The sequence below is a fragment of the Acinetobacter schindleri genome (assembly GCF_010918895.1).
Classification (GTDB): Bacteria; Pseudomonadota; Gammaproteobacteria; order Pseudomonadales; family Moraxellaceae; genus Acinetobacter; species Acinetobacter schindleri.
Window position 1 is genome coordinate 1,213,245 of record NZ_CP044483.1, and the last position, 26,031, is coordinate 1,239,275.

Below are 26,031 nucleotides of genomic sequence, written 5' to 3' on the forward strand. Positions count from 1 at the left end.
TTGATTCTTGATTGGGGATAAATCAGATGTGGGAATTGGTAAAAGCAGGTGGGTGGCTGATGCTACCCCTCGTATTATGTTCGATTTTCATGGTGGCCATCTCGTTAGAGCGATTTATTCGCCTGAAAAAGAGCCTGATATTACCTAAAGCGCTTTTGATGGGTCCCGGGCAAAATGCCAATCAGGTGATGCAAAAACTAAATGTAGATAAATCCCTGCAAGGGAGTACATTAGGCCGTGTTTTTGCAGCAGGTGCTGCCAGCCAGCAACAGACCGAGCAATATGCACGTGCCCAGATGGAAGTCGTTGCTTCGCAGGAAATTGGTTATCTGGAAAGAAATATTAATTTTTTGGGAACTTTAAGTGCGGTTGCACCTTTGCTGGGTTTGCTCGGTACAGTGATTGGAATTATTGAATCTTTTCTTATGATTGACGTGGGTACTACCAGCGATCCAGTGCTGATGATGCCGGGGATTTCCAAGGCGTTAATTACGACAGCTGCCGGGATGCTGATCGCGATCCCTGCCTTATTTGCACATCGTTATTTCCAGCGTCTGGTACAGGAATATGTGGCCGAGCTGGAGCAGCAGGCGACTTTATTTCATGCTGACCTGTTTTATTCGCATGCTTCAGAAGCCGATGAAAGCCTTCAGAAGGCGAGCTGAGGTGAGTCATGAAATTCAAACGCAATCAGGTTGAAGATGTTCATATCAACCTCACTCCGATGATTGACTGTCTGTTATTTATCTTGGTATTTCTATTGCTTTCTACGACTTTCAGTCAACTCAGCCGTATGAATTTGACCTTGCCAGACGCGCAAGGAGTTCCACCGAAAAACTTTGATCAAAAGGTTGAAGTCACTGTGGATGCAAATGGGCACTATGCAGTGAATGGGCAGTCATTGGCGAGCAAAGAAGTGGCTGATTTAAATACCGCAATTAAACAGATTTCTAACGAACGACGTGATTTAATGTTCGTGATTGCTGCTGATGCAAAAGCAGCGCATCAGGATGTGATTCGCGTTATGGATGTTGCAGGGCAACTTGGCTTTGTGAACATCAACATCAGTACGAAAGTACCTACCCGAGGTTATTAGTGAAGCAAGATTTAAAAGTCTATTTACGTCTTCTCAGTTATTTAAAACAATTTTGGGGATTGGCCTTACTGGTTATCCTGGGTTTCGCCATCAATGCTGCAACAGAAGTTTCTGTTGCCAAGTTGCTGGAATATATTATTGAAGCGATTCAGACTCGTGATCAGGGTTTTACAACGATCTTCCCGTTTCTGGTGGTCTTGCTGATCTTTTTCCGCGGTGTAGGTTTGTTTTTGGGTGGCTATTTTACTGCAGTCATTTCCCGAAATCTGGTCTTTAATATTCGTCAGGAAGTCTTTGCCAAGCTGATGCGTCTGCCTTCGCAATATTTTCTGGATAATACCAGTGGTCATATTACTGCTAAAATTATGTATAACGTTGAGCAGTTGACTGCTGCCTCAAGTGATTCACTTAAGGTGATTGTGCAGCAAGGTCTGATCACAATCGCGCTGATTGGTTATCTGCTTTATACAAACTGGCGTTTAACGTTAATTATTCTGATTTTTGCACCGATCATTGGTCTGCTTATTCGCAAAGCTGCACAGCGTATGCGTAAGCTGTCCAAGCAAGTGCAGAATACCATGGGTGATGTGAACCATGTGGTACAGGAATCTGTAAATGCTAATATGGTGGTGAAAGCTTTTGGTGGTCAAACGTACGAGCAGGAACGTTTTAGAAAACACTCTCTAGAGAACTTGCGTCGTGGCTTGAAAATGGTTGTAGTGAAAGAACTCAATAGCCCGATCGTACAGTTCATTATGTCTATTGCGTTGAGTATTGTCATGTTTCTGGCTTTGCGCCCGGAAATCTTGCGTGATACGACTGCTGGTGAATTTGTCGCTTATATTACCGTAGCAGGCATGTTGTCCAAACCGATCAAGGCACTCACTGAAGTCAATGAAAAAATTCAGCGTGGTATGGCGGCAGCTTATTCAGTGTTTGAATTACTGGATATGCCGGAAGAAAAAAATGCAGGTACTTTTAAAGATACTTTAAAAGGCAATATCCAGCTGAAAAATGTGAATTTGACTTATTCTGATGGGTATCAGGCATTAACCGATCTGAATCTTGATGTAAAAGCTGGACAAACAGTGGCATTAGTAGGTCGCTCAGGTGCAGGTAAAACTTCATTGGTGAACCTTTTAATGCGCTATCAGGAAGCAAGCTCTGGTCAAATCCTGTTTGATGGCAAAGACATTAAAGATTTTGAGCTGAATGCTCTGCGTACCCAGATCTCGATGGTAAACCAGCAGGTGGTGCTGTTTAACCGTACCGTGCGTGAAAACATTGCTTATGGTCAGCTGGAAGATGCTGCAGAAGAAGATATTATTGCCGCGGCTAAAGCTGCTTATGCCCATGACTTTATTATGGCTTTGCCAAATGGTTATGATACTGAGCTGGGCGCACAAGGTCTGAATCTGTCTGGCGGTCAGCGCCAGCGTATTGCGATTGCGCGTGCTATTCTGAAAAATGCACCAATTTTAATTCTGGATGAAGCAACCAGTGCGCTGGATAATGAATCTGAATACTTCATTCAGCGTGCTTTTGATGCGGCAATGCAGGATCGTACCACTATCGTTATTGCTCACCGTTTATCTACGATTGAGAATGCCGACAGTATTGTTGTCATGGATCAAGGTCGCATTCTGGAGCAGGGAACCCATCAGGAATTGATCAACCGCAAAGGTGCTTATTACCAGTTGCATCAACGCAACTTCGAGGAACAATAAGTATGTCACTGGCACAGGTCATTCAGGATGCCTGGAATACACAGGCTAAATGGCTCATTGTATTTCGGCCATTGTCATGGCTGTACCAGATCGGATTTAGCTTAAATAAAGCCTTATATGATAAAGGTTTTAAAGCAAGTTATACCGCACCTGTACCTGTGATGGTGATTGGTAATATCACTGTGGGTGGGAGTGGGAAAACTCCATTACTGATCCATTTGGTTGAATATCTAGAAAAACAAAATGTCCGGGTTGGTGTGATCAGCCGGGGTTATGGAGGTAAAGGTCCATTTCCTTGCTATGTCGATACGCAGGCGACCGCAGAAAGTGTGGGGGATGAACCCGCACTGATTGTTCAGTCGACGGGTGTACCGATGGCTGTTGGTTCTAATCGTCAGCAGAGTATAGAGCTGCTATTGTCCAAACATAATCTGGATTTGATTATTTGTGATGATGGTTTACAGCACTGGGCTTTGAATCGTCAGATTGAGTGGATCGTACTGGATAATAATCGTGGTCTGGGCAATCAGAAACTTCTGCCTGAAGGTTATTTACGTGAGCCGGTTGAACGTCTAGAAACTGGTACTGTAATTGAACATACGGCTTATCCGCAATCTGACTTGCATATGCATTTGGCTCCCTCACAGCCGTATTTACTCAATCGGGCAGGGTCGCAGACTTTTGATCCGAACTTACCTTTTTATGCCGTCGTCGGGATTGGTTTTCCACAGCGTTTCTATCAGACCTTGGAGAGCTTGGGTATTCAGCAATTCCAGTGCCATGAGTTTCCGGATCATCATGACTATGAAATTGAAGATCTGCAGTTTGAAGATAATTATCCGATCATTACCACTGAAAAAGATGCAGTAAAGATTATGGCTTTACTCAAACAGAATCCGGAATTTAATCGTGATATCTGGGTGGTGCCTGTTGAGGCAATATTATCGCCGGCCTGTTATGCAATCTTGCAGCAACAACTTGGTGAATACGGTATTTCTATTTCTTAAGGTTTATTCATTATGAAACACATTGTTATTCCTGCACGCTTTGCCAGCTCACGTCTGCCGGGTAAACCTTTATTAGAGATTCATAGTCGTCCAATGATTCTGCGTGTGGTTGATCAGGCGCGTAAAGTAGAAGGTTTTGATGATCTATGTGTGGCGACGGATGATGAACGTATTGCAGCAGTATGTCGTGCTGAAGGTGTGGATGTTGTCATTACTTCACCTGATCATCCATCGGGAACCGACCGACTAAGTGAAGTGGCAAAAATTAAAGGTTGGGCAAGTGATGATATTATCGTTAATGTCCAAGGCGATGAACCGTTATTACCTGCGCAACTGGTTCAGCAGGTGGCTCAGCTACTGGTCGATCAGCCAGAATCGTCTATGTCGACACTTTGTGAGCCGATTCATCAGCTTGAAGAATTTCAGCGTGACAGTATCGTAAAAGTGGTGCTTTCAAAGCACAATCAAGCGCTGTATTTTAGCCGTGCAACGATTCCTTATGACCGTGATGGAGCAAAACAAGCTGAGCAGAAACTGCATAATCAGGCTTATCGCCATTTGGGGTTGTATGCTTATCGGGTGAAGTTGCTTCAGGAATATGTAACCTGGGAAATGGGCGTTCTGGAAAATCTGGAATCTTTAGAACAGTTACGAGTGCTGGAAAATGGTCACCGTATTGCCATATCTGTTGCTGAAGTGAGTTTGCCCCCTGGTGTAGATACCCAGCAAGATCTGGATCGTCTGAACCAGCTTGATCCATCTGTATTCGCCTAATTTGAGAATTTAGCATGCCGCTTGATGCCACCGCACAAATTTATCCTTGGCAACAACAAGTCTGGGATACGCTTACTGGGCGTTTTCCCCAGCTTGGGCATGGACTACTGTTTTATGGCAAAAAGGGTTGTGGTAAGGAAGCTTTTACCCAGCAATTTCTGGCATGGGTACTATGTCAAAATCGTCATATACGCAATTTGCCATGTGGTGAATGTGGCAGTTGTCAGTGGCTTAAAGCAGATACTCATCCCAATTATGTTTACATCAGTACCGATGAAGACAACAAAAAACAGAATGCCAAAATCAAGATTGAAAAGATCCGGGATTTATTGCCATTTGTGCAGCAAACTGTTGATGGTTGGCGTGTTATTGTCATAGAACCTGCTGAAGCACTGAATATTGCCTCTTCCAATGCTTTGCTGAAAACCCTGGAAGAGCCAGGTGAAAATATTGTCATTATTCTGCTGGCTGATCATTACTTAAAATTACCTGCGACAATTCGCAGCCGTTTACAGCATTTTGCTTTGGATCGCATTACATCAGATCAGGCTACAAATTATTTAAACGAATATTTACCAGATGCAGGATCTTCCCAACAGCAATTATTAATGAATCTGGCCAATCAGATGCCGTTACAGGCGATTGAAGTGGCTCAGAGTGCCTGGATGCCGATGCGTCAGGATTTTTTGCAAGATTGGAAAAAACTGGTCATAGAGAAAAATATGCCGATCGCAATTGCAACGCGATGGAACAAAAGCCTAAGTTTTAATGATTTTGGGCAGATGTTTGAATACTTGTTGTCGGATTTGATTTGTGTCAAGCTAAATCAGGCCATTAAAAACATCGATTTGGAATTTGACGTATTGGCTGAATATTATTCATTAGAACAGCTTTTTGATATTTATGGGGAATTTCAGCAGTCCAAGCAGTATCTGGAACAGAATGTACAAAGCAATCTGGTTCTGGACCAGCTCTGTATTCGACTGATGAATCTTTAACGAAGAAGGAGAAGAATATGCAATCACGTATGGGGGGTATTATTCAGGCGAATATTCCCGATATTGAAACTCTATTTGCCAGTTATATGCCATTTGTTACAGGCGGTGGTCTTTTTATTCCTTCCAATCAGACAGTAAAGCTCGGAGATGAGGTTTTCGTGCTGACTACTTTACCTGAACAATCACAAAAAATTCCTTTAACTGGTAAAGTTATTTGGGTATCACAAAAACAAAATGGTATTAAACCACAAGGTTTTGGCATCCAGTTAAGTGGTGATAAAGGCGTTTTCTTTAAAAATGAGGCCGAACGACTGATTACGGGGCTTAAATCTGCAGGGCGTAGAAGCTACACTATGTAATTCTCCCTGCTGAAAAGGACTACACCGTGTTTGTAGATACGCATTGTCATTTAACTTTACTCGACTTAACACCTTACAGCGGTGATCTGGATCTGGCACTGGCACAGGCACGTGAAGCAGGTGTTTCCAAGTTTATGAGTATTTCGGTAGATCTTGATGATCATATCGAACTGGCCAAGATTGCGGCACGACATGCTGATGTAGGCTACACCGTGGGTGTGCATCCTTGTGAAGATGCTGCAACCATGGCGCGCGCAACTACGGATTATCTGGTTGAGCTGGCGCAGCCAGAAAAAGTTTGGGCTTTAGGTGAAACAGGTCTGGATTATTTCCATAGCACTGATTTTATCCAGGAACAGAAAGAATGTTTTGCGCGTCATATTCATGCTTCTCAAGTCGTGAAAAAACCGGTGGTGGTCCACACCCGTTCAGCCAAACATGACACAGTAGATATCATTCGCGCTGAAAAATCTACACATGGCATTTTGCACTGTTTTACTGAGGACTGGGAAACAGCCAAAGCAGTTCTTGACTGTGGTTATTATGTCTCTTTCTCAGGCATTGTTTCTTTCAAAAATGCGCAGGATTTACGTGATGTGGCGAAGCAGGTTCCACTGGATCGTGTGTTGATAGAGACAGATAGTCCTTATCTGGCACCCGTGCCTTATCGGGGTAAATCAAATGAACCGAAATACGTTCCATTTGTAGCCAAAGCCTTATGTGATGTATATGATAAGAGCTTGGAAGAAATGGCTGCAATCACAATGCAGAATTTTGAAAATCTTCTAAGTTTTAAGTAATACGAATTAAATAAGAGCAGAAGAGAGTTATAGGGTGAAGATGGATCGTCAGGCTCAGTTTCGAGCAAGAGAAACCTTGATTTTTCAAGTGGCAGAACAGCTGCTACTTGAAAATGGTGAAGCTGGTATGACGCTAGATGCGTTGGCTGCAGAACTGGATTTGGCTAAAGGCACACTCTATAAACATTTCCAAAGCAAGGATGAGCTGTACATGCTGCTCATCATCCGTAATGAACGTATGCTGCTGGAAATGATCCAGGATGCGGAAAAGGCTTTTCCAGAACATTTGGCTTTCTTCATGTTGCATCATCTGCATCATCCGGAGCGTACGGTACTGTTTCATCAGATTGAGGAACGCTTATCGACGACTGGGGTGGGCATTCAGCAATTATTTACTGAGCTTTACCAGATCCGGAAACAGCGTTTACGTCTGATTATTCGCATGACAGAAAGCTATCTGGAATCAATTAAAAGCAGTATGCCAGTACGTGATTATCTGGCTTCGATCTGGTCACTGACTCATGGTGCAGCTGCAATCCTGAACTCCAGTTTCTATCAGCGTTACCTTGGTTCTCGTGATACTTTACGTGTGGCCTATATCGACCAGGCTCTGGCTTTACCCAAGAAAATTAATTCGGTTGAGCAGTTTGCTTAAAGGCATTCCATGAAAATCCAGTCTCTATCATCAAATCGTGGTTTTACACTCATTGAGTTGATGGTGGTGATTGTCATTATGGGAATTCTGGCATCTCTGGTGATGCTGAATATAGGTGGGGTAGATCAGCGTAAAGCGATGCAGGCACGTGAAGTGTTTATGCTGGATTTACAACGTATTTTACATGAAGCGAATGATCAGGCTCGGGTACTCGCCTTGCAGACCCAGCCGGCAACGGATGTCAGCCCATTTCAGTACACTGTGGTGGAATATCAAAAAAATCCCACCAATACCGATTTTAGCTTAAGTAGCACATCACAGAAATGGATTCACTATATTGAATTTAAGACCCAAGCTTTGCCAGATAAAGTATCTTTGCAGATTCAGCCCTTGGACCAGCGTTATGAAAATGCACAAAACCGGGATTTGACCATGCAGGATGCGCCAAAATTGATTTGGCTCGGCAATGGGGAAGTGAAGCCGGTACGGATTCAGTTTTATCTTGATAATAATGAAGTCGGTTCTGCAATTGAAATCGACCACCTGGGTAAAATCAATGAAATTTAAATATTTCAAGCAGAGTGCTGGGGCTGAGGCAATCAAGTCATTTAAGGCGAGTGCTGATCGATTTCATTATGTGTACCTCGAGCATAGCTCTTTATCTTACACAGCGGTGAAGCAGCATTACACTCATCGCAGTTCCTCAAGCACAGCTTTCGGACTTTCTTGTGCGACAATGCCACTCAGGTCGAGTGTTACTCGACTTAATCGTGCCTCAGGTTTTACTTTGCTGGAAGTCATGGTCGCACTGGCAATCTTTGCTACCGCAGCCATGGCACTGACTAAAGTGGCAATGCAATATACCCAGTCGACTTCCCATGCCATCTTACGCACCAAAGCCCAGTTTGTTGCTTTAAATGAAGCAGCACAAATGGAAATCAATCAGGAATGGCTAACAGGAACTTCATCCCGGCAAATTACCCAGCAGGGTGAGTCCTGGCGGATTGATAAGAAATCTGAACCAACCATTAGCCCAAATGTACAGCGTGTTGATATTCAGGTCGGTATTGTCAATGCTGATACTGGGCAACTGGAATCTGGTGTCAGTAGTCTGGTGTTTTTTAATCATCGGGTGAATCAGACACAATGAAAAAAAATGGATTTACCCTGGTCGAGCTTCTGATTGCGATTGCAATCTTTGCCGTATTGTCTGCATTAGGATGGCAGGTCTTTGATCATATCCGGGTGACACGCGATCAAAATACCCTTCATGAACAAAAGCTAAATCAATTACAGCAGGGCTATCAGCAGATTCTGCGTGATACGGTGCAAACAGTACCCTTAACCGCAAATGTAAATGGTGAGATCCAGCCAGCTTTAGTATTGCAAGATGGTCGTTTTAATTTTAGTAAGACTGGTGTTACGGATCCACTGGAACAAGGCATCGCGCCGGATGAGCGGGTGGAATATCAATATCGGGCGGATGAGCAAAAAGTCTATCGGCTTAAATTCAGGAACCTGAACCAGACCGGACGCGATCAACCGGAATCGAGCATATTGCTGAGCGATGTAGAACAGTTTCAAATTACTGCACTGAATCCAAATGAAATCACACAATGGCCGGAAAGTGGACTGGATTTAAATCGTACTGAAAACAAGCAGCTTTTACCGAAAGGCATCAAGATCAATCTGACTGTACAGGGTGTGCAATATGAATGGTTATTCAGTCTGCTGAACACAGATTATCTGTCAAATAATACCAATAATATAGGCAGTTCATAGGATCAAAGTATGAAGCAGCAACATGGCATCGCATTAATAACCATTCTGGTGATGGTTGCACTGGCAACCATCCTGGCGGCAACGATTGCCAAACGTCAGGCTGCGACTGCGGAAAGTACAGCTTATCTGATGCGCCAAAATCAGTCCTTGATGTATGCCAAAAGTGCTGAAGCGTTTTTTTCTGAATTGCTAGTTGATGACGCAGAGAATGCAGCGGAAGTTGATCATTTAAATGAAACCTGGGCGCAGCCAATGCCGGCTTTTCCAGTTGAAGATGGTTATGTCTCGGGAATACTGCAAGATGAGTCAGCTAAGTTTAATTTAAATAGCCTGATTACAGCAGAAGGTACGGTGAATGAAAATGCTAAAGCCTGGTTCGAGCTGATATTAAAACGTGCTGGATTGCCAGAGCAGTTGAGTGAAGCTGTGATTGACTGGCAGGATGAAGATGAAATGCCAAGTGGACCAATGGGCGCAGAATCCAATTATTATCAGGGTTTGCCGAATGGTTCTCTACCTCCGAATGCCAAATTTCATAGCGTTGAAGAGCTGAAACTGGTACGAGGCTTTGAAGAAAACAAGTACAAACTAATTGCACCTTATCTAAGTACTGCGCCTGTAGCAGATACTACGGTCAATATTAATACCGCATCTGCATTTCTTTTGGCGAGCATGGATGAAAAGCTGGATGTGAATGCCGTGCAGCAATTGCTGGATCGCCGTCAGGCAAATCTGGAATATTTTTCCAATGTAGCTGATCTCTGGACACTAGAACCCTTTGCTCAGGTGGATGCAGCCAAACACAACCTGTTTAATAACCTGCTTGGAGTGCAATCCAATCACTTTAAAGCACGTATCGAAGTGATGCTGAGTGAACGTAAACGTCAGTTTAGTAGTGATCTGGTGCGGCAGGACAAGAAGGTTTATATTGCCTATCGAAGCATGGCGCCTTTTTAAAATACCGCCATTTAAGGATGCTCTCATTTCTTGAATTTAATCTATTTTCGCTTTAATCCCTTTTCCCTATCATGACGAACTGCAAAATTAATCCTCATAGGTTTACTTTTGCTTTATAATTGAAATTAATTCACCTATTTTTTGACGACATTACGGCATATGTTAATTCGTAAGTTATTTAAGTTTGAAAATGCTCATATTGTGCGTAACTGCACCTCGGATCGCTGCAAACGTTCGATCCATGGTCACAGTTATAAAGTCGAGTTATTGCTGAAAGCGTCGAAGTTGGATCATGGTCAGATGGTATATGATTTTGGTCTGCTCAAAGGGGTGATTAAGGATTTCTTTGATTCTTTTGACCATGCGATCTGCTTCTGGCAAAAAGATGATCCTGAATATATTCAGGCATGTAAGAATTTTAGTGCACGCTGGGTATCTTTGCCGGTCTCGCCATCTGCAGAACAGTTTTCACGTATTTTCTTCTTCCTGGCTCAACAGGTATTGGCATCCACCATTACTCAGAATGGTGAAGGGGATGTTGAAGTTTATTCTGTGATTGTTCATGAAACTGATACCGGCTATGCGCAAAGCTTCTTGGAAGATATCCAGAATGAACAGATGGGTCCACTTAGCCTGGAACAGATTGAATTCTCGGAGCAGGTGCGGGCAGAGTGGACAGATCCAGAGATGTTTGCGAAACTGAAACAGGGTCTTCCATTTCATAATCCGGCTGTGGATCTGCAAGTCCAGCCTTAAAAATTCGAATATAAACGCAGACTGACATAGATTTAGGATTGAAGCATGTCTTTAAATGAACAGCAAATTGCGAAACTGAATAAAGTTCAGTTAGATGACAGCTGGAAATATGGACTCAGTGAGTTTTTATTGAGTCCAAAAATGGATGCGTTAAAAACGTTTTTAATTGAAGAAAAAAAAGCAGACAAGGTGATTTATCCACCGAATCACCTGATTTTTAATGCTTTGAATACGACGCCATTAGACCGGGTTAAAGTGGTGATTATTGGTCAGGATCCTTATCATGGTCCGAATCAGGCGCATGGTTTAAGCTTCTCGGTGCAAAAAGGGGTTGTATTACCTCCATCTTTACGTAATATTTTTCATGAGTTACATAATGATTTAGGCGTAAAAATCCCTAAACATGGTGATTTAACTCATTGGGCGGAACAGGGTGTACTTCTGCTCAACGCTGTACTGACCGTAGAGGCAGCACAGCCAACTTCACATCAGAAACGTGGTTGGGAAGAATTCACAGATCACGTCATTGATGTATTGAATGAACAACGTGAACATATCGTTTTTATTCTTTGGGGCGCATACGCACAGCGTAAAGGACAGCGCATTGATCAAAATAAACACCTGGTCTTAAAGGCAGCACATCCTTCGCCTTTGTCAGCAAACCGGGGTGGTTTTTTTGGTTGTAAAGTTTTTTCGAAAACGAATAATTATCTCAAACAACATGGCATTGAGCCTATAGACTGGCAGCTGGACGCATGACTTATTCTCCTGTAACTAAACCTTACCATCCGGACCTGATTGTTGAACAAGCCAATAATGGCTGGCGCATTGTTCGCCTGAATCGTCCAAAATCATTACACGCTTTAGATGAATCCCTGGTTTCTGCACTACTGGAAGTTTTTCAGGACTTTCATACAGATGACAGCGTAAAAGCGATCTGGCTGGATTCAACAACCCCTAAAGCATTCTGTGCAGGTGGAGATGTACGTAAATTGCGTCAGTTAGTCATCAATGACGAAGTTGCAACTGCGAACAAATTCTTTGAGCAGGAATATGCTTTAGATCTGTTGCTACATAACTATGCCAAACCAGTGCTGGTATGGGGCGAAGGTTATGTGATGGGTGGTGGTCTAGGTTTATTTATGGCGGCACCGTTCCGTCTGGTAACGCCATATTCCCGTCTGGCAATGCCTGAAATCAATATCGGTCTGTATCCAGATGTTGGTGCAACGCGTTTCCTGGCAGATCGTGGCGCGATTGGTTTATTTACCGGTTTAACAGGTTCAATCATGACTGCGGCTGGCGCGTATGGTATTGGCTGGGCTACCCATATCTGCGATATGCAGCGTGATGCTGTTCTGCACAAAATGGTCAATGTTGACTGGGAGCATTATCCGGCGGGAGATTTTCGCGCTATTGATGATACGTTAAATAGTATGCATCGTCCTGTAGGGCCTGGACCATTGCAAAATTCACTTGATGTCATTCATAGTGTCTGCCGTGGCGTTAACTTTGAACATGATTATGAAGCTATTGTTGGTTTAAAGGATGCGCGCAGCGACTGGTTGCGTCAAGCCAGTGAAAACCTTCAAAAAGGTTCTCCAGCGACTGCTGCCTTAACTTGGTTATTATGGCAATGGGGTAAACAGGTACATTCCTGGAATGAAGTTTTTCAGCTGGAAATCCAGATTTCCGACTGGAAAATCCGTCATCCGGACTTTGTCGAAGGTGTGCGTGCACGTCTGGTCGATAAAGATCTATCTCCGGAATGGGAGAAAGGTACTGACCTGAGTCTGAAAGGTATCTTTGGCAATAATCCGCCAGTTACTCAAATTGACAGCTGGAATGCGCTATTAAGACAGTATGGTGTCATCAGCTGATTCATGACTAAATATATTAAAACCGATGCCGAATGGATGCAGTTTGCCTACGAGCAGGCTGCATTAGCGGCAGCGCAGGGAGAAATTCCTGTGGGTGCAATTATTGTCAGTAATAACCAGATTATTGGTCAAGGCTTCAACTCTCCAATTTCATTGAATGACCCTACCGCACATGCGGAGATTGTGGCCATCCGTGAAGCCTGTCAGGCCATTCAAAACTACCGCCTGCCTGATGATGCAGTTCTCTACGTGACTTTGGAGCCTTGCACCATGTGTGTAGGGGCACTGGTACATTCACGGATTTCCCGCGTGGTTTTTGGTACTACAGAGCCGAAAGCAGGCTCACTGATCAGTGCACGTAAGCTCTTTGAGACTGGCTACTACAATCATGTTTTTGAGTTTGAATCGGGATGCTTGCAAGCTCAGTGTGCCGGGCAGCTCAGCGATTTCTTTAGAATGCGCCGGGAACAGAAAAGACAATTAAAGTTACAAGAAAGGCAAATGAATGCTCAGAATCAGGCCTGAATTCTGTTTAATATTAGCCCTTAAAAATAACAACCCCAACCAGGACTTATGATGAACGCCATACAAGTAAAAAAAGAATTTCCTGCACCTTTAGCGCAGGTGTTTGACCTGTTGTCTAAACACGCAACTTATAATGTAGCCTTTGCCCCGATTCAGGTGGAACGTATCAAGGATTCTGCGGATCCTGAACGTCCTGATGGTCTGGGGTCAATTCGTAGCTTGGGCATTGGGCCGATCAAGCCGTTAAAGGAACAGATCACACTGCTTGAGTCGAATTCGCGGATTGAATATAAAATTATTAAAAATCCGCTGGTGAAACATCACTTGGGTATTATTGAGTTTGAAGCAGTTTCAGATGATAAAACGCTGGTGACCTATACCATTGAATTGCAGGCTCGTGCACCATTTGTCAGCAAATTAATCCTTGCACAGCTAAAAGCAGGGATTAAACTAGGCTTCGCGAAACTCGCAAAATCTGTTTAAACAACAATGGAAAAGCAATGACAGTTCAAATTATTACCATTGATGGACCAAGTGGTTCGGGCAAGGGGACACTCGCTGCGAAAATTGCAGCACATTACGGTTTCCATCTGTTAGATTCAGGTGCGTTATATCGCCTGCTTGGATTGTCATTGCAGCAGCAGGATTTGCTGGAATCATTAGATAGTGAACTGGAAAAATGCGTACACATTGCTACAAATTTAGACATCCAGTTTACAAGTACTGCGACCGGCATACAGGTATGGTTAGAAGGTGAGGATGTGACCAATACTATCCGTACTGAACGTGTTGGTGAGTTTGCCTCAAAAGTTGCTGCAATTCCTGAACTTAGAGCTGCATTAGTCGGCCGCCAGCATGCTTTTGCACAAGCACCAGGTCTGGTGGCAGATGGTCGTGACATGGCAACCAGCATCTTTCCGAATGCCCAAGCCAAGATATATTTGACCGCATCGGCTGAATCACGTGCGAACAGACGAGTAAAGCAGTTGCAGGGCATGGGGCTGGATGCTAAAATAAGCGACATTTTAGCTAATATACAGGCTCGAGATAAAAGAGATATGGAACGCACGGTCGCTCCGCTCAAGCCGGCAGCAGATGCTTATATCATCGACAGCTCAGAACTGGGTATCGATGAGGTATTTAATCTGATGACCGCTTATATCGACAGCCAGTTAGCTCATTAACCGAATTATCAAATTCAGCAGACGCATAGCTCGATCAGTTTTATATGGGACTATGTAGACGCTTAACTAAACCGGCCTTGTCTGATCCAAGACCGCTGACTTTATCGGAAATATCATGACCGAATCTTTTGCAGCCCTCTTTGAAGAAAGCGAATTAAACCTCAACGTTGAAAAGGGTGCAGTCATCCAAGGCGTTGTAGTAAGCATCGACTCTGACTGGGTAACTGTTGACACTGGCCTTAAATCTGAAGGCGTTGTTGACCGTGCTGAGTTCTTAAATGAACAACGCGAACTTGAAGTTCAAGTTGGCGACACTGTAGACGTAGTTGTTGAAGCACTTGACAACGGTATGGGTCAAACTGTTCTTTCTCGCGAAAAAGCTAAACGCGCTGAGACTTGGACTAAACTTGAAAAAATCTTTGAAGACGGCGAAATCGTTACTGGTGTTATCTCTGGTAAAGTTAAAGGCGGTTTCACTGTTGACATCGGTCCAGTACGTGCGTTCCTTCCTGGTTCTTTAGTTGATACTCGTCCTATTCGTGATACGACTCACTTAGAAGGCAAAGAGCTAGAATTCAAAGTAATCAAGCTTGACGCTAAACGTAACAATGTTGTTGTTTCACGTCGTGCTGTTATGGAAGCTGAATCTTCAGCTGACCGTGAAGCGCTTCTTGCTCAGCTTGAAGAAGGTCAAACAGTTACTGGTACGATTAAGAACCTTACTGACTACGGCGCGTTCGTTGACCTTGGCGGTATCGACGGTCTTCTTCACATCACTGACATGGCTTGGAAACGTATCAAGCACCCATCAGAAGTTGTGGAAGTTGGTCAAGAAGTTACTGTTAAAGTACTTAAATTCGACCGCGAACGTAACCGCGTATCTTTAGGCCTTAAACAATTAGGCGAAGATCCATGGTTAGCGATCATGAGCCGTTACCCTAAAGGTTCTATCGTTAAAGCTCGCGTAACTAACCTGACTGACTACGGCTGTTTCGCAGAAATCGCTGAAGGCGTTGAAGGTCTAGTACACGTGTCTGAAATGGACCACACTAACAAAAACATCCACCCATCTAAAGTAGTTCAGATCGGTGACGAAGTTGACGTTATGGTTCTTGAAGTAGACGAAGAGCGTCGTCGTATTTCTCTTGGTATCAAACAAACTCGTGCTAACCCATGGGAAGAGTTTGCTAAGAACCACGACAAAGGCGAGAAAGTATCTGGTACGATCAAGTCTATTACTGACTTTGGTATCTTCATCGGTTTACCAGGCGGTATCGATGGTCTAGTTCACTTGTCTGACATTTCTTGGAATGAACAAGGCGAAGAAGCGATTCGTCGTTACAAGAAAGGTGACACAGTTGAAGCGGTTATCTTGTCTGTAGACGCTGAAGGCAACCGTATCAGCCTTGGCATCAAACAATTGAACAGCGATCCATTCAACGATTTCTTAGCTGCTAACGAACGCGGTGCGCTTGTTAAAGGTACTGTAACTGCTGTTGACGCTAAAGGCGCTACAGTTAAGTTAGCTGACGAAGTTGAAGCGACTCTTAAAGCATCTGAAATCAACCGCGACCGCGTTGAAGATGCAACTAAGTTCCTTGAAGTTGGTCAAGAAGTTGAAGCTAAGATCATCAATGTAGATCGTAAATCTCGCTCTATCAACTTGTCTATTAAAGCGAAAGACGAAGCTGAAGAGAAAGAAGCAGTTGCTAACTTGAAAACAGCTGCTGCTGGTCAAGAAAATGGTCCTAAGACTATTGGTGACCTGATCAAGGCGCAAATGAGCAACTAAGTAAGCACAGGAAATGTATTGTTAATGTAAGTTAACTAATATTTTCTGAACGATTACTGTAAACGGTAGCGTAGTATTTAATTATTGCGCTACCGTTTTGTATTTAAACAGGTTATTATCGCCATAGAGTCCAAGTAGCTTGATAATTAAAGAGGTCGCAGATGACTACTGAAGCACTTAATAAGTCTGATTTAATAGAGCGTATTTCCCTAAAGAACCCGCATTTAGCTGAGCCTTTAGTTGAAGAAGCTGTGAAGATCATGATCGATCAAATGATCGAAGCATTATCGACAGACAACCGTATTGAGATTCGTGGGTTTGGCAGCTTCGCATTGCATCATCGCGAGCCACGTATTGGGCGAAACCCGAAAACCGGTAAGTCTGTTGAAGTCGCAGCAAAAGCGGTTCCACACTTCAAACCAGGTAAGGCACTACGTGATGCTGTAAACGAATCAGCAAATAAATAATTCAAGGGGCGTGTTATGCGTTACGTACTCGTCGTTTTATTACTCGTTGTATTTGGGTATTCACTGGCACTGGTATTGCAAAATGGAACTGAACTATCTGTAGACCTGTTATTTACCCAGGTGCCTGCAATGCGTTTAGGCCTGTTATTGTTGCTGACACTGTCATTGGGTGTCATTCTTGGCCTACTGCTAGGTGTACAGGTATTTAAAGTTTTCCAAAACAGCTGGGAAATTAAGCGATTGCGTAAAGACATAGACCACCTGCGTAAAGAGCAGCTGAATACAGCGAAGTTGATGGCAGCAGAAGCGGCTGCTCATTCACGCCATGAAAAGACAGTTGTTGATATCCATCCTCAGGATCGACCTTCGACACCTTTATAAGGATGTGATGTAATAACTTTGACTATTTAAACTTTTCCTGATTATATTTAAAGCACTCTGATTCTTGCTCAGGGTGCTTTTTTATGCTTTAAGTTTTATAAACCCATTAAAAATAAAATTAATTAAAAAAATTGTTTTAGAAATAAGAGATTTAAATTGATTTAAGAAACAGTTTTCATAATTTATATATTTGTTCATACAGCTGAAATCCGTATAATGCTTTAATTTTGTCAATTTAAAGGGTCTTGTTATGAGTATTATCGTTGCCTTGGATGCAAAAAGCCAATATGACGCATTAACGATTGCCGAGCAATTAGACCCTGAGCTTTGCCGTGTAAAAGTTGGTAAAGAGTTATTTACCCATGAAGGCCCATCAGTCGTCAAAGCACTGCAAGATAAAGGTTTTGAAGTTTTCCTTGATTTGAAATTTCACGATATTCCAAATACTACTGCGCAGGCAGTATGTGCAGCCGCAGACCTGGGTATATGGATGGTGAATGTACATGCTTCTGGCGGTCGTAAAATGATGGAAACCTGTGTCGAGCGTCTTAAAGCTGGGAATTATAATACCCAACTGATCGCGGTAACGGTATTAACTTCAATGGGTCGTGTAGATTTAAAAGATATTGGTCTGGATATTGAACCCTTTGAGCATGTGAAACGTCTTGCTACTTTGACCAAAGACAGTGGTCTAGATGGTGTGGTGTGTTCAGCACAAGAAGCAAAAATGCTACGTGAAACTTTAGGACAAGATTTTGCTTTGGTAACACCAGGGATCCGTCCGGAAGGCTCAAATGCTGATGATCAAAAACGTATCGTAACGCCAAAACAGGCAATGCTAGATGGTTCGACTCACTTGGTGATTGGTCGTCCGATTACCAAATCTGAAAATATGTGTCAGACTTTAAAAGATATTCTGGCAACCTTGTAATTCTATCAATCCGATAAAAAGCCTTTCAAATGAAAGGCTTTTTTTATACATTGAAAAAACAGTATAAAAATAAAAAAGGAATTTACAATGAAAACGCGAGAACAAAAATTACTGGAACAAAATCATGAATTGGAAAAAATAGCGGATCAGCTTGAACAGCAAACACTTCAGAAACAGTATAACTCTGCGAGTTCATGGAATTGGATGGCACGTCTTGATGGCGTTGATATTGTAGAGCTGGCTTCAGAGATGGTTGATACAGTGGAAGAACTATTGGGAGATTAGCTTAAGTATTTGAACATGATTCTTCAATATTTTCCCTCACCTTTGCGAACTCAAAATATATTTTGAGATTCTTCATTTCCCAAGGGGGGCTTCTTCTATTATTTTATAAGCTTCGCTTCTCTCCCTTTGGGAGAGATTTAAAGAGAGCTAATGAATTAGATGGCTGCTAAAACACTGACCATCACCGGTGCCAATACCGACAAAATAAAACCGCTTAACATGGCATGAGGAATAAAATCATTCCCACAGGCCTGTTTTACCATCGGTAAGGTGACATCCATAGATGTTGCACCTGCAGCTGCAATTGCAGCACGTGGATAGCGCCAGCCAAGACAATACATCAGTAAAATTGCAAAAATTTCCCGAAACAGATCATTCATCAGTGCAATACTGCCCAATTCAGCATTTCTGAGTTCAGTTATCACAATACCGCTCATCGAGTAGAAGCCATAACCTTGGGATAACATAATCAGGTCTTGAAGTCTGATATCAGATTGCCATATGCCATAGAGCAGTACACTCAGTAGTGAACCGAGAATACAACCGAGTGGTACCAGCAGAATTTTCCAGTTTAGCCATGAGCGGTCAAGTGGGGAATAGGCAAGATCGAGTCCGATCAGGAACATAAACACAAGCAGTAAATGCCAGGTACTGATTTGTGCCTGAATATTTAAGCTACCTAAACCCGCATGCAGCAAATAACCCATGCCGAGCGCAATAAAGGCATAACTGATATTGATGAGTGATTTAATTACCAGTTGTGTAGAAACCCGTCCTGAGGAAGGTTGATAGCCTGCCCACTTAAACAGTAGATAACAACAGGTAAAGGCACCGAGTGAAGTGATCGCTGCAATACTGAGAGAGGTACTCAGAATTTGATAAGGGTGCTTTAGTTCATCGAGAAGTTGTGAAAACTCAAAAGCAATCGAGATCAGTAGCACATAACTAAAATAGGGTAGAACGGCAAAAGATACTTTAACAACAGTTTGAGGCAACTTTCTGGCATACAGAAAGCCGATCGCCAGACAAAACAGTAATTGGAAGATAAGCCAAAAGGATTGCATAATCAGGAAAAATAAAAATTTTCCATATTATGCCATCCCTTTAACGAATATGTTGTTGCTTTAACTGGCTTTACTCAGTAAATGGTAATCTGATGGATTAGCCCACTTGGTTTTCATCCAGTATTTCCAGGTATAGGTGGGCCATAAGGCAAAATTTTTGCCACCATCCTGTTGATACCAGCTCACGCAGCCCGATTGCCAGACAGTATTCTCCATCATGTGTTGTACCTGTGCGTTAAACTGATCATGTACTTCATCTTTGACCAAGATTGCCTCGGTATGCGATCGTTCAACCATCTGGATTAACTGCAGAATATATTCTACTTGTGACTCGATCATAAACAGGACCGAGTTATGCGCCAGCACAGTATTTGGACCAAGCAGCTGGAACAAATTCGGGAAACTCTTGATACAGATACCATAATAGCTTTCTGCACCATCTTTCCAGACCTCATTGAGCTTGATGTCATTTAAACCAGTGCATTCAAAGTTTTTCAGATAAATACGCGGATCAGTAATAAAACCTGTGCCATAAATCAGGCAGTCAATCGGCCGTTTTCTACCATCTGCAGTAATAATACTGTCTTCCGTCAGTTCCTGAATTGTGTTAGTGACCAGTTCGACATTAGACCGATTAAAGGTGGGGAAATATTTATTGGAAACCAGAATCCGTTTACAACCCATGATGTAATCTGGGATTAACTTTTGTGCAACTTCCTTATCTTTGACCTGATAGCGGATATAAGCTTCAGCCAGTTTCTGTGTATATTTCATCACGGTCGGTTTTACGATAGGGACGACACGGGATTCATTCGACCAGTACAGACGAATACGATGTAATTTACGAAACCAGTCAAAGCGTGCAAAAAGCTTCTTTTCCAAATCATGATACAGCCGCTCATCACGTGGAATCACCCAGGCTGCAGTGCGCTGCATTACATAGAGCTGTTTGCATTGTGGAGCGATTTCTGGAATGTACTGAATGGCACTGCCACCTGTTCCAATCGAAGTGACATTTTTACCAGTGAGGTCATAGCTGTGATCCCATTGAGAGGAGTGGAAGACTTTACCTTTAAATTTTTCGATTCCGCTAATCTTCGGAATTTGCGGGACATGCAAAGGGCCGGATGCAAAAATGACATATTGTGCTTCCAGCTGTTCATCTTCATTTAAAGTTAATGCCCAGCGACAACGCTTTTCATCATAATGTGCAGCTTTAACTTCAGTATTTAGACGGGTAAATGCAGGAACATTGAATTCTTTGACCAGTTGTTGAATATAGGCAAAGATTTCCGGCGCTTCTGCATATCTTTTTGACCAGTCAGCTTTCGGTGCATAAGATAGAGAATACATGTGAGATTGCACATCACAGGCTGCACCCGGATACTGATTTTCACGCCAAGTACCGCCAAAATCATTGGACTTTTCAAGAATTATAAAGTCTGTAATTCCTTGTTGTTGCAAACGAATGGCCATTGCAATTCCGCCAAAACCTGCACCAATAATAGCAATTTTGGTTGTGTTATTTTTCTTTGTAGTATTCATGCTGTGCAATCCGTGCATATCCAGATTTATTAGAATATTGTAAAGTTCTAAGATCAAACATGATTAATAAGACGACAAAATTGATCAAAACGGCAATAGAGAATTTTTAAAATTTATAGTAAAACAGGAACAATCCTATTAAATTCAAATCGCAATGAAGAGATCGATACTCAGTTTGATGTACTTGATTCAGGGGATGCGCAAGGCAGGCATTGCATTGGAGCATAAGCTGGACAATATCGGGCTGCGTATAGATGACCTTGATCCTACGTCGATCATTCATCCCAGTCTGGAATATGATGTACTCAAAGTTGTAGGTGAGGGAGTTGTACCAGAAAAAGGGATCTTGATCGGACAGCATTATGCACTGGCAGGATATGGCCCGCTGCTCATGCTACTGGTGACTAGCCCTACTGTGAGAGATGCACTAGTTCATGGTATCCGTTTTCAGCAGTTAACCCATCTGACTGGGGAAATGAGTTTCAAGCAGGCGGGGCATCGCATTGCACTTTGTTATCGTCCGAGTAATTTGCAGGACCAATTAGGTCAGCTGGTCGCGCAGGCTGAAATCTCTGGGACTTACAAGTTTATTCAGGACCTGTACAAGATGATGGGACTTTCGGTGCCTGAAGTAAGGATTGAATTGCCATTTCCAAAGCCGGAAGAGTTAAAACAGTTACAGCTCTACCATGATTATTATGGGCATCAGGTACAGTTCAATGCCGATCAGGCCGCTTTCTGGTTTGATGAAGCGGTGTTAAATGTCAAGATTCCTTCAGCAGATGAGATGACCTTCAAGCTGTATGAAAAGAAGTGTATTGCTGAACTGGAACGATTGCGTGAAGATGAAAAGACACCTTCATTAATCCAACGGGTGCAGGACTATCTGGAGCTGCAAAGTGGAGGAATGCCGACCATGGCAGAAACTGCGCAAGCCTTGAATATTCCGGAACGGACCTTACGGCATCAGCTACAGCAGCTGAATACCAGTTATAAGCAGATCCGTGAGGATATCATTAAGGATAAAGCCTTAAGAATGATTGAATATAAACAATATTCAATTGAAATGATTGCAGAACTGCTAGGATATTCTGAACCGGCGGCGTTTAATCACGCATTTAAACGCTGGTTTGGTCAGAGTCCGCGCCAATATGTAAAATAGCCTAAGTTTGCTAATGCCAAAGTGTTATGGCTTGAAGTTAAATCTTCGCTATAATTTTTTATGAATCTTAATAGTAATGAACCTTATGTCCGACTTAAATTCACATCAGCACAACGCCTTTAGCCCCTTATCTCCTGCAGAACGTTATGCACAGGCACTGTCTTCGGGGCAGTTCATGCCGGATGATGCACAAGCGATTGCAGTACATGAGCTAGACCGTGTTTGGGTGGAGTTAATTCAACGCTTTAAGGCTTCCAAGAAAGCATTTCGCCGTTTTCGCCGTCAGACCTCACCGAAAGGTGTGTATATGTGGGGTGGTGTAGGTCGTGGTAAAACCTGGCTGATGGATCAGTTCTACGATTCCATTCCATTTCGTCGTAAAATCCGCATGCATTTTCACCACTTTATGCAGCATGTGCATCGTGAGCTGAACAAATTATCCGGTCAACGTAACCCGCTAGATTTAGTGGCAGACCAGATTTATAAAGATGCCGTGGTCATCTGTTTTGATGAATTTTTCGTATCGAATGTAACCGATGCCATGATCCTTAGTGATCTGTTCCAGAAACTGTTTGAGCGCGGCATTACCTTGGTCGCGACCTCGAATATTGCCCCAGATGGCCTATATAAAAATGGCATCCACCGTGACCGTTTTATTCCGACCATTGAGCTGGTAAAAAAGAATTGTGTAATTCTAAATGTCGATGCAGGTGTGGATTATCGTTTGCGTGTACTCAAACAGGCACAGTTATTCAAGTTCCCGTTAACGCATGATAATAAAAACTGGATGGCACAGCGTTTTAGCGCACTAACCCAGACCCAGCAGCATTCTGATGAACCGATCATCATCAATAATCGTATTGTCGAAACTGTGGCACATACCGAAGATGTATTATGGTGTGAATTTGCAGAACTGTGCCTGAAACCGCGTAGTCCGGCTGACTTTATTGAAATCGCCAATATCTATAATACTGTGCTGGTCAGCAATGTGCCGCACCTGACCGACTTCTTGAATGATGGTACACGCCGTTTCATTTACCTGGTAGATGAATTCTATGACCGTGGTGTGAAATTGCTACTCACTTCTGAAGACAATATCGTTGACATCTACCAAGGTGAAAAACTGGCTTTCGAGATTGAACGGACCCGTTCACGTCTGCTGGAAATGCAATCAGATGAATACTTACATTCGGAGCATCGCCAGATTGAGAAAATTGCCTCCAGCAATGCTGAATAAAGCTTCAAAAAGCGTCGGTTATCCGGCGCTTTTTTTATGCAAAATTACTGGGCAGTTTATCGACAATAAGCACATTTCATGGCTTAATCGGACTTCAAGAATGACAATGTATATGGAAATGCGTGATTTTTGCGCGAAAATCTGAACTTAAGTCTAATTTCTACATTTCGAAAACTTTATACACTGTCATTAGGGTATTTAGTGAATTGATGACGAAACATTCCGATCAATATTAGCGGACATGAGGGTGACGCTAAATAAAATGATCATTATTTAGGAATGTGATAGTACTATTCAGCTAAATTTTAATCGTTATACTAGAATCTCTTGTATAAAAAGTAGCAATATCAGGAAAGACAATGACTGCACGTATTCAAAAAGGCAAGTTAGCGATTGCTAAAGAACTTTACGATTTTATCGAAAATGAAGCACTACCAAGTTCTGGTTTGGACAGCGAAACATACTGGAAGAACTTTGAACAAGTCGTTGTTGATCTTAGCCCTAAAAACAAAGCACTTTTGGCTAAGCGTGATGACATTCAGGCGAAAATCGATGAATGGCACCGCAATAACACATTTGAATTACAAGCTTACAAAGCTTTCTTGACTGAAATTGGCTACTTGCTACCAGAAGTAGAAGATTTTCAAATTACGACTGAAAACGTAGATGAAGAAATTGCACTATTGGCAGGCCCACAGTTAGTGGTACCTGTACGTAATGCACGTTACTGCTTAAATGCGGCAAACGCACGTTGGGGTTCTTTATACGATGCACTTTACGGTTTTGACGTAATCTCTGAAGAAGATGGCGCAGAAAAAGGTAAAGGCTATAATCCAAAACGTGGCGAAAAAGTTATCGCATTTGCGAAAAACTTCTTAGACGAAACTTTCCCATTGGCAAATGGTTCACATGCCGATGCAACCAAATATGCGGTTGAAGGAAATGCGCTTGTTGTAACGCTAAAAGATGGCTCTACAACAACTGTTGCAGATGCATCTAAATTTGTAGGTTATAACGGCGAAGCTTCTGCACCAACAGAAGTTGTACTTAAAAACAATGGTCTACATGCAATCATCCAAATTGATGCAGCAAGCGCAATTGGTCAAACTGATGCAGCTGGCGTAAAAGATGTGGTGCTTGAAGCAGCTGTAACGACAATCCAAGACTTGGAAGACTCAGTTGCAGCCGTTGATGCTGAAGAAAAAGTAGAAGGCTACCGTAACTGGTTAGGCTTGATGCGCGGTACGCTTGAAGAGTCAATTGAAAAGAACGGCAAGACAGTTACCCGTAAACTGAATGCTGACCGTACTTTCAAAAATCTGGAAGGTAGTGAAACTAAAGTTCACGGTCGTTCATTGATGTTACTTCGTAACGTAGGTCACTTGATGACTAACCCGGCGATCTTGGTAGATGGCGAAGAAATCTATGAAGGCATCATGGATGCATTGGTTACTCCGCTTCTTACGATTGCTGACATTCGTGGTGAAAACACGATCAAGAACTCACGCAAAGGTTCGATGTACATCGTGAAGCCAAAAATGCATGGCCCTGAAGAAGTGGCATTTGCAGTTGAACTGTTCGAGCGTGCTGAACAAGCGCTTGGCTTGCCTGAAAAAACCCTGAAAATCGGTATCATGGATGAAGAACGCCGTACTTCTGTTAACCTGAAAAACTGTATTGCTCAGGCCAAAGACCGCACGATCTTCATTAATACCGGTTTCATGGACCGTACTGGTGACGAAATCCATACCTTCATGGAAGCAGGTCCATTCGTACGTAAGGGCGAAATCAAAGGTCAAAAATGGTTCCCGGCTTATGAAAACCGTAACGTAATGATCGGTTTGCAAACAGGTTTACGTGGTAAAGCACAGATTGGTAAAGGTATGTGGCCGAAACCGGATATGCTATTAGACATGTACAAAACCAAGACTGAGCATCCAGAAGCAGGTGCAAGCTGTGCATGGGTACCGTCTCCAACAGGCGCAGTGATTCACGCGATTCACTACCATCAAATTAATGTGGCAAACCGTCAGCAAGAATTACTTGCAACTGAAGCATTGCCTCTTGATGACTTGTTAACACCACCATTGGCGGCCAACACCAACTGGACAGAAGAAGAGAAACTGAAAGAACTGGAAAATAACTGTCAGGGTATCCTGGGTTATGTGGTTCGTTGGGTTGATCTGGGTGTGGGTTGTTCAAAAGTGCCTGATATTAACGATGTAGGTTTGATGGAAGACCGCGCAACTTTACGTATCTCTTCTCAACACGTTGCAAACTGGTTACGTCACGGTATCGTAACTCGTGAACAGGTTGAAGAAGTGATGCAGCGTATGGCAAAAATTGTGGATGAGCAAAATGCCAATGATCCATTCTATACGCCAATGGCAGCTGACTTTGATAACAATATTGCATTCCAGGCTGCTTCTGACCTGATTTTCAAGGGTGGTGAGCAACCTGCAGGTTATACAGAGCCTTTACTTCATGCAGCGCGTTTAAAATTGAAAGGTTATACAGGTGACTAATCCTGTCTGATCTAAAAAAGCCTCTTCGGAGGCTTTTTTGTTGGCTGTCTAAAATGAATCAGTTATTAAAAATAGAAAACATATAAATTTGTCGATAAAAGCGTAACAATTCGTCGCTCAGCTCTGATCTATAAAATTGTTC

The 26,031-nt window shown here is 42.8% G+C and carries 29 protein-coding genes; 27 read left to right on the forward strand and 2 right to left on the reverse strand.

Features of this window, described 5'->3' with window-relative positions; all coding sequences use genetic code 11:
* The first annotated feature begins 26 nt into the window (after positions 1 to 26).
* The 24 genes from FSC11_RS05905 (at position 27) to FSC11_RS06020 (ending at position 18,356) form a co-directional block, all read left to right on the forward strand.
* On the forward strand, positions 27 to 665 hold the full coding sequence (locus FSC11_RS05905) for a MotA/TolQ/ExbB proton channel family protein (protein WP_005222540.1): 639 nt from the start codon (positions 27 to 29) through the stop codon (positions 663 to 665).
* A gap of 8 nt (positions 666 to 673) precedes the next feature.
* Positions 674 to 1,096, forward strand: coding sequence for an ExbD/TolR family protein (locus FSC11_RS05910; protein WP_004815566.1), 423 nt, complete (start codon positions 674 to 676; stop codon positions 1,094 to 1,096).
* Positions 1,096 to 2,823: a lipid A export permease/ATP-binding protein MsbA gene (gene msbA, locus FSC11_RS05915; RefSeq protein WP_163165715.1), complete on the forward strand. Its 1,728-nt coding sequence runs from the start codon at positions 1,096 to 1,098 to the stop codon at positions 2,821 to 2,823. Before FSC11_RS05910 ends, msbA begins: the two co-directional genes overlap by 1 nt.
* A 2-nt stretch (positions 2,824 to 2,825) precedes the next feature.
* Positions 2,826 to 3,830: a tetraacyldisaccharide 4'-kinase gene (gene lpxK, locus FSC11_RS05920; RefSeq protein ID WP_163165717.1), complete on the forward strand. Its 1,005-nt coding sequence runs from the start codon at positions 2,826 to 2,828 to the stop codon at positions 3,828 to 3,830.
* Between the two features lie 12 nt (positions 3,831 to 3,842).
* Positions 3,843 to 4,604 (forward strand): 3-deoxy-manno-octulosonate cytidylyltransferase, encoded by a 762-nt coding sequence (kdsB, locus tag FSC11_RS05925; RefSeq protein ID WP_163165719.1) that lies wholly within the window; start codon positions 3,843 to 3,845, stop codon positions 4,602 to 4,604.
* 14 nt (positions 4,605 to 4,618) lie between these two features.
* Positions 4,619 to 5,602 carry a DNA polymerase III subunit delta' gene (locus FSC11_RS05930; RefSeq protein WP_163165721.1) on the forward strand — a complete coding sequence of 328 codons (984 nt, stop codon included), beginning with the start codon at positions 4,619 to 4,621 and terminating at the stop codon, positions 5,600 to 5,602.
* A gap of 17 nt (positions 5,603 to 5,619) precedes the next feature.
* Positions 5,620 to 5,961: a PilZ domain-containing protein gene (locus FSC11_RS05935; protein WP_163165723.1), complete on the forward strand. Its 342-nt coding sequence runs from the start codon at positions 5,620 to 5,622 to the stop codon at positions 5,959 to 5,961.
* A gap of 26 nt (positions 5,962 to 5,987) precedes the next feature.
* Complete coding sequence (locus tag FSC11_RS05940) at positions 5,988 to 6,761, forward strand: TatD family hydrolase (RefSeq protein ID WP_004892792.1); 774 nt, start codon at positions 5,988 to 5,990, stop codon at positions 6,759 to 6,761.
* Between the two features lie 40 nt (positions 6,762 to 6,801).
* Complete coding sequence (locus FSC11_RS05945) at positions 6,802 to 7,416, forward strand: TetR/AcrR family transcriptional regulator (protein WP_071320090.1); 615 nt, start codon at positions 6,802 to 6,804, stop codon at positions 7,414 to 7,416.
* A gap of 9 nt (positions 7,417 to 7,425) precedes the next feature.
* A complete protein-coding gene (locus FSC11_RS05950) occupies positions 7,426 to 7,983 on the forward strand; it encodes a type II secretion system protein (RefSeq protein ID WP_163165725.1) in 558 nt (185 codons plus the stop codon).
* On the forward strand, positions 7,973 to 8,566 hold the full coding sequence (gspI, locus tag FSC11_RS05955) for a type II secretion system minor pseudopilin GspI (RefSeq protein ID WP_163165727.1): 594 nt from the start codon (positions 7,973 to 7,975) through the stop codon (positions 8,564 to 8,566). The genes FSC11_RS05950 and gspI overlap by 11 nt, the downstream gene beginning before the upstream one ends.
* Complete coding sequence (locus FSC11_RS05960; RefSeq protein ID WP_163165729.1) at positions 8,563 to 9,198, forward strand: type II secretion system protein GspJ; 636 nt, start codon at positions 8,563 to 8,565, stop codon at positions 9,196 to 9,198. The genes gspI and FSC11_RS05960 overlap by 4 nt, the downstream gene beginning before the upstream one ends.
* Positions 9,199 to 9,207: 9 nt before the next feature.
* Positions 9,208 to 10,155 (forward strand): type II secretion system minor pseudopilin GspK, encoded by a 948-nt coding sequence (gene gspK, locus FSC11_RS05965; protein ID WP_163165731.1) that lies wholly within the window; start codon positions 9,208 to 9,210, stop codon positions 10,153 to 10,155.
* A 159-nt stretch (positions 10,156 to 10,314) separates the two neighbouring features.
* On the forward strand, positions 10,315 to 10,911 hold the full coding sequence (locus FSC11_RS05970) for a 6-pyruvoyl trahydropterin synthase family protein (RefSeq protein ID WP_159123992.1): 597 nt from the start codon (positions 10,315 to 10,317) through the stop codon (positions 10,909 to 10,911).
* Between the two features lie 45 nt (positions 10,912 to 10,956).
* Positions 10,957 to 11,670, forward strand: a complete 714-nt coding sequence (gene ung, locus FSC11_RS05975) for a uracil-DNA glycosylase (protein ID WP_163165732.1) — start codon at positions 10,957 to 10,959, stop codon at positions 11,668 to 11,670.
* Entirely contained in the window at positions 11,667 to 12,791 is a 1,125-nt protein-coding gene (locus tag FSC11_RS05980) for an enoyl-CoA hydratase/isomerase family protein (protein WP_163165733.1), read from the forward strand. Before ung ends, FSC11_RS05980 begins: the two co-directional genes overlap by 4 nt.
* 3 nt (positions 12,792 to 12,794) lie before the next feature.
* Entirely contained in the window at positions 12,795 to 13,316 is a 522-nt protein-coding gene (gene tadA, locus FSC11_RS05985; protein ID WP_163165734.1) for a tRNA adenosine(34) deaminase TadA, read from the forward strand.
* Positions 13,317 to 13,367: 51 nt separating this feature from the next.
* The gene (locus FSC11_RS05990; RefSeq protein WP_163165735.1) at positions 13,368 to 13,799 is read left to right on the forward strand and encodes an SRPBCC family protein; all 432 of its coding nucleotides are present in this window, start codon (positions 13,368 to 13,370) and stop codon (positions 13,797 to 13,799) included.
* A 17-nt stretch (positions 13,800 to 13,816) separates the two neighbouring features.
* Positions 13,817 to 14,500 carry a (d)CMP kinase gene (cmk, locus tag FSC11_RS05995; protein ID WP_163165736.1) on the forward strand — a complete coding sequence of 228 codons (684 nt, stop codon included), beginning with the start codon at positions 13,817 to 13,819 and terminating at the stop codon, positions 14,498 to 14,500.
* A gap of 115 nt (positions 14,501 to 14,615) precedes the next feature.
* The gene (gene rpsA, locus FSC11_RS06000; protein WP_004815604.1) at positions 14,616 to 16,292 is read left to right on the forward strand and encodes a 30S ribosomal protein S1; all 1,677 of its coding nucleotides are present in this window, start codon (positions 14,616 to 14,618) and stop codon (positions 16,290 to 16,292) included.
* Positions 16,293 to 16,453: 161 nt separating this feature from the next.
* Positions 16,454 to 16,759, forward strand: coding sequence for an integration host factor subunit beta (locus FSC11_RS06005; protein ID WP_004815605.1), 306 nt, complete (start codon positions 16,454 to 16,456; stop codon positions 16,757 to 16,759).
* Positions 16,760 to 16,774: 15 nt separating this feature from the next.
* Entirely contained in the window at positions 16,775 to 17,140 is a 366-nt protein-coding gene (locus FSC11_RS06010) for a lipopolysaccharide assembly protein LapA domain-containing protein (RefSeq protein ID WP_004815608.1), read from the forward strand.
* 250 nt (positions 17,141 to 17,390) lie between these two features.
* Positions 17,391 to 18,071, forward strand: a complete 681-nt coding sequence (pyrF, locus tag FSC11_RS06015; RefSeq protein ID WP_163165738.1) for an orotidine-5'-phosphate decarboxylase — start codon at positions 17,391 to 17,393, stop codon at positions 18,069 to 18,071.
* An 87-nt stretch (positions 18,072 to 18,158) separates the two neighbouring features.
* Positions 18,159 to 18,356, forward strand: a complete 198-nt coding sequence (locus tag FSC11_RS06020; RefSeq protein ID WP_008304023.1) for a hypothetical protein — start codon at positions 18,159 to 18,161, stop codon at positions 18,354 to 18,356.
* Between the two features lie 155 nt (positions 18,357 to 18,511).
* Here the strand turns inward: FSC11_RS06020 and FSC11_RS06025 are convergent, their stop codons facing one another.
* Together FSC11_RS06025 and FSC11_RS06030 are read right to left on the reverse strand one after the other, a co-directional pair.
* Positions 18,512 to 19,420 (reverse strand): LysO family transporter, encoded by a 909-nt coding sequence (locus FSC11_RS06025; RefSeq protein WP_163165740.1) that lies wholly within the window; start codon positions 19,418 to 19,420, stop codon positions 18,512 to 18,514.
* 60 nt (positions 19,421 to 19,480) lie between these two features.
* Positions 19,481 to 20,965 (reverse strand): flavin-containing monooxygenase, encoded by a 1,485-nt coding sequence (locus FSC11_RS06030; RefSeq protein WP_163165741.1) that lies wholly within the window; start codon positions 20,963 to 20,965, stop codon positions 19,481 to 19,483.
* Positions 20,966 to 21,119: 154 nt separating this feature from the next.
* On the opposite strand from FSC11_RS06030, the gene FSC11_RS06035 reads away from it, so the two are divergent.
* From FSC11_RS06035 to FSC11_RS06045, 3 genes are all read left to right on the forward strand, one after another.
* Positions 21,120 to 22,127: a helix-turn-helix domain-containing protein gene (locus FSC11_RS06035; protein ID WP_026056729.1), complete on the forward strand. Its 1,008-nt coding sequence runs from the start codon at positions 21,120 to 21,122 to the stop codon at positions 22,125 to 22,127.
* Positions 22,128 to 22,212: 85 nt separating this feature from the next.
* On the forward strand, positions 22,213 to 23,364 hold the full coding sequence (zapE, locus tag FSC11_RS06040; protein WP_004815619.1) for a cell division protein ZapE: 1,152 nt from the start codon (positions 22,213 to 22,215) through the stop codon (positions 23,362 to 23,364).
* 359 nt (positions 23,365 to 23,723) lie between these two features.
* The gene (locus tag FSC11_RS06045) at positions 23,724 to 25,889 is read left to right on the forward strand and encodes a malate synthase G (protein ID WP_163165743.1); all 2,166 of its coding nucleotides are present in this window, start codon (positions 23,724 to 23,726) and stop codon (positions 25,887 to 25,889) included.
* Positions 25,890 to 26,031: the final 142 nt, after the last annotated feature.